The sequence below is a fragment of the Chamaesiphon sp. VAR_69_metabat_338 genome (assembly GCF_031423935.1).
GTDB lineage: Bacteria > Cyanobacteriota > Cyanobacteriia > Cyanobacteriales > Chamaesiphonaceae > Chamaesiphon.
Genome location: NZ_JANPGM010000575.1, coordinates 1 through 3,873, shown reverse-complemented (window position 1 = coordinate 3,873; position 3,873 = coordinate 1). Strand labels below are relative to the sequence as shown.

Annotated in this window: 3 protein-coding genes; 1 reads left to right on the top strand and 2 read right to left on the bottom strand. The window is 49.0% G+C overall.

Annotated features, from left to right (window positions below; genetic code table 11):
• Together RMO84_RS15850 and RMO84_RS15845 are read right to left on the bottom strand one after the other, a co-directional pair.
• Nucleotides 1-1,439, bottom strand: a 1,439-nt coding sequence (locus RMO84_RS15850; RefSeq protein WP_310489406.1) for a hypothetical protein, incomplete at its 3' end; no start/stop codon positions are given.
• A 64-nt stretch (nt 1,440-1,503) separates the two neighbouring features.
• On the bottom strand, nt 1,504-1,626 hold the full coding sequence (locus RMO84_RS15845; protein WP_310489405.1) for a hypothetical protein: 123 nt from the start codon (nt 1,624-1,626) through the stop codon (nt 1,504-1,506).
• A 491-nt stretch (nt 1,627-2,117) separates the two neighbouring features.
• Here RMO84_RS15845 and psaA point away from each other — a divergent pair.
• Nucleotides 2,118-3,873 (top strand): photosystem I core protein PsaA (psaA, locus tag RMO84_RS15840; protein WP_310489404.1); only part of this gene is annotated, 1,756 nt, incomplete at its 3' end.

Sequence of the window (3,873 nt, the reverse complement as noted above, 5' to 3'; positions counted from 1 at the left end):
GTGCTAAGAGGTGCGATCGGCACAATTACCACAGGTGCAACTGGTGCGATCTGCAGTGCTGGTGCGGGTTTTGTACCGACTGGTGCATGGCTTGGCTCTGTGGCAGTCGGTGTGGGGAGCGGCACGATGGCGATCGGTTGTGGTGGGGCGACGGGAATGGGACTAGGTGTAATTACAGGCGTTGGTATTGGTATTGGCGTTGGGTTAGCCGCAATTGTTGGCTGTTGTTCGCTCGTTGGCGTTGGGCTATTAGTCACTATTGGCTTTTGCCCGATCGATGGTGCTAGACTAGGAACCGCCACAGGCGCTGTTGGTATTGGTGTTGGGCTAGGCAGGGGTTTCGCTGGTAGTGGCATCGCGATCGGATTAGGGACGATCGGTACGGGAATTTTTACCGGAGCTGTGGCTGTTGAAGGGATAGAAGCACTCTCTGGATTAATTGAGGGCGGAACTGTTGGCACCAAGATCGGCTTGCTGGCTATAGCACTGGGATCTACCAGCGTCCGCGCCAACTCGGGGTTGAGTTCGCCGCTAATTAATTGCGCTAGAGCATCTTTAGCTTGCGGGTCGTAAGTGACGATGCGTAAATTATCGTTATAAACATTGGGGATTGGATTACCGCGAGCGTCAAGTAATTCTAATCTGACCCAATTTTTACCTGGTTTAAACCCTTGGAGGTAGACAGGTGCCCAGCGATCGAGGATGAATTGTTGGTCGTTGACAGTCGCCCGAATCCGCCAAGCTGCACTTTCTCGCGCGTTCGTAGGATCTGGCACATTAGTCAGGTAATAGTCCAACAAAATCGGTTCGGCACCGTAAGTACCAGCCGGACGGCTGTAAGTGAGTAGCGGCTGATGAGGATTGGGATTATTGGTGGCTGTTTTGGTCAATACATGAAATGTGACCAAATCGAAGGCACCATCATTCTTAAAGCTTTCATGCCACGGACGAGCTGCGAAGACTCGCAACGTATGGGTTCCAGCCGCTAAATTTTCAAACACCAAGGGTCGATCGAGATCCGCGACGCCCCGAACGGTTTCATCATCGAGAATAACGTGTAAATGATTGCCCAGTCCGAGTTCAGGATGTTTGAACAAAGTCAAGTCGGTAACTTTGAATTTGACCGTGACTCGATCGTCTGTCAAGACCTCATCGGGCGTAGGACTGACAATCTGCACTTGGGGCTGCAATTTTGCCAAGCTCGGTGCTAGCTGCAAAATACTGGCTGGCGTATTTACTTCAGCTAATGGCCCATCCAGGTTATTAGTCAATGTCAACTCAGCTACGCTAGAAGCTGTGGGCGGAGCGGCGATCGAGCGCGAGCTTTGATTCAGTTGTGCTGGCACATCGCAACTAGTTATCCCGATCGCTAGTGCTAGGGCTAAATACCACCCGATCGATCGAGAACATAAGCTCCACTTCAGATTCGCTCTTAACACCCGCACCTCTGGTTTGACAAGTTACTTGTTTGCATTGCTCATTTTACTAGTGTTGGCGAGTTTTTCAACGCGGTGCTGCTGAGTCGCTCGGCGGTTTGGTAGTATTATCGATGTCCACTTGCAGCTGGTGACGATCGATTATTACTTGTTGTAAATAATATTCGACCGATCGACTAATGCCGCCCAAAAATTTTCAGTTGCAATCTCATTGCGGACAGATCGGTAGCAAGTTATCCCAAAGACACGCAAATGTTTGCAAATGTAGATTCTGCGATTTAAGGGCGATCGATCGCAAAATTCTCGATCTTGCATCAGCTCAACTCAGGCTTAATCGTGTGCTAGAGCAGATTACAGCAGATTATTAAGTTTGTTTAAAAAAAATGTATTCGGCTTGACTTTTACCCCAATTCTCATAAATTAAGATCGATATAAGCATCGTGGGGAGCGACTTTGAATTATTGTTAACGAATGGTGATTATCACTCGTTCATGAACCTATAATTCATCAACAGAGGTACTAATCGAGCGAACTTGTTTCGTTCGGGTAGGTACGGCTCGATGTTGGAAGTTCCCTTGGAAGCAAAGCGATCGAGCGCAGTTTTTGGCTCCGTTAAACTTAAAAAAACGGGCACTCACAGTTGGGTATCACCTCGTTCCTTGTCTAGAGAGGAGAATCCTCATGACAATTAGTCCGCCAGAGCGGGAAGCAAAAGTAAAGGTAATCGTTGACAAAGATCCAGTCCCTACTTCATTTGAGAAATGGGGTAAGCCTGGTCATTTCGATCGAGCCTTAGCGAAAGGACCAAAAACCACTACGTGGATTTGGAATCTTCATGCCAACGCACATGATTTCGACAGTCACACCAGTGACCTAGAAGACGTCTCTCGTAAGATTTTCAGTGCTCACTTCGGACATCTCGCCATCATCTTTATATGGTTGAGCGGGATGTATTTCCACGGTGCCCGTTTCTCCAATTATGAAGCGTGGCTAACTAACCCCACTGGCATTAAACCCAGTGCCCAGGTCGTCTGGTCGATCGTCGGTCAAGACATTCTCAATGCAGATGTCGGTGGCGGCTTTCGGGGGATTCAAATCACATCTGGTTTATTCCAGTTGTGGAGATCGTCTGGGTACACCAACTCCACCCAGCTTTATGCTACTGCGATTGGCGGCCTCGTCATGGCAGGCTTGATGCTGTTTGCTGGTTGGTTCCACTACCACAAACGCGCTCCCAAATTGGAGTGGTTCCAGAATGTAGAGTCGATGATGAACCACCATCTGGCTGGTTTACTGGGCTTAGGCTGTCTATCTTGGGCGGGCCACCAGATTCACGTCTCTCTTCCCATAAATAAATTACTGGATTCTGGTGTCGCACCTAAAGATATCCCCTTACCTCACGAGTTCTTAGATCCAAACAAGATGGCCGAACTGTATCCCAGTTTTGCCAAGGGTCTGACTCCGTTCTTTACCTTGAATTGGGCAGAATATGCCGACTTCTTGACCTTCAAAGGCGGTCTCAATCCTACTACTGGTGGTCTGTGGTTATCCGATACGGCTCACCATCATCTAGCATTGGCTGTGCTATTCATCGTTGCTGGTCACATGTACCGGACGAATTGGGGCATCGGCCATAGTATGAAAGAAATTTTAGAAAATCATAAAGGGCCATTTACTGGCGAAGGCCACAAAGGTCTATATGAAATTCTCACCACTTCTTGGCACGCACAGCTAGCCATTAACTTGGCAATGTTGGGATCGGTTAGCATCATCGTGGCACAACACATGTATGCAATGCCTCCGTACCCCTACTTGGCTACCGACTACGCTACTCAGCTATCGTTATTTACCCACCATATGTGGATTGGCGGTTTCTGTGTTGTCGGTGGTGCCGCTCACGCAGCCATCTTTATGGTTCGTGACTACGATCCAGCAATGAACCAAAACAACTTACTCGATCGGATGCTGCGTCACCGCGACGCGATTATTTCGCATCTGAACTGGGTCTGCTTGTTCTTAGGTTTCCACAGCTTCGGTCTGTACGTTCACAACGATACGATGCAAGCGTTGGGTCGTCCTCAAGATATGTTCTCCGATAAGGCAATCCAGTTGCAACCTGTATTTGCTCAGTGGATTCAAGGACTGCACACTGCTGCACCTGGAAACACTGCCCCAAATGCTCTGCAAACTGCTAGTCTGGCTTTCGGTGGCGATACTCTCGCTGTCGGTGGCAAAGTAGCAATGATGCCGATCGTGTTAGGTACGGCGGACTTTATGGTTCACCACATCCACGCTTTCACCATTCATGTCACCGTTCTTATCCTCCTTAAAGGTGTCTTGTTTGCCCGTAGCTCGCGGTTAATCCCCGATAAAGCTAATTTGGGCTTCCGCTTCCCTTGTGACGGCCCCGGTCGGGGTGGTACCTGCCAAGTTTCTG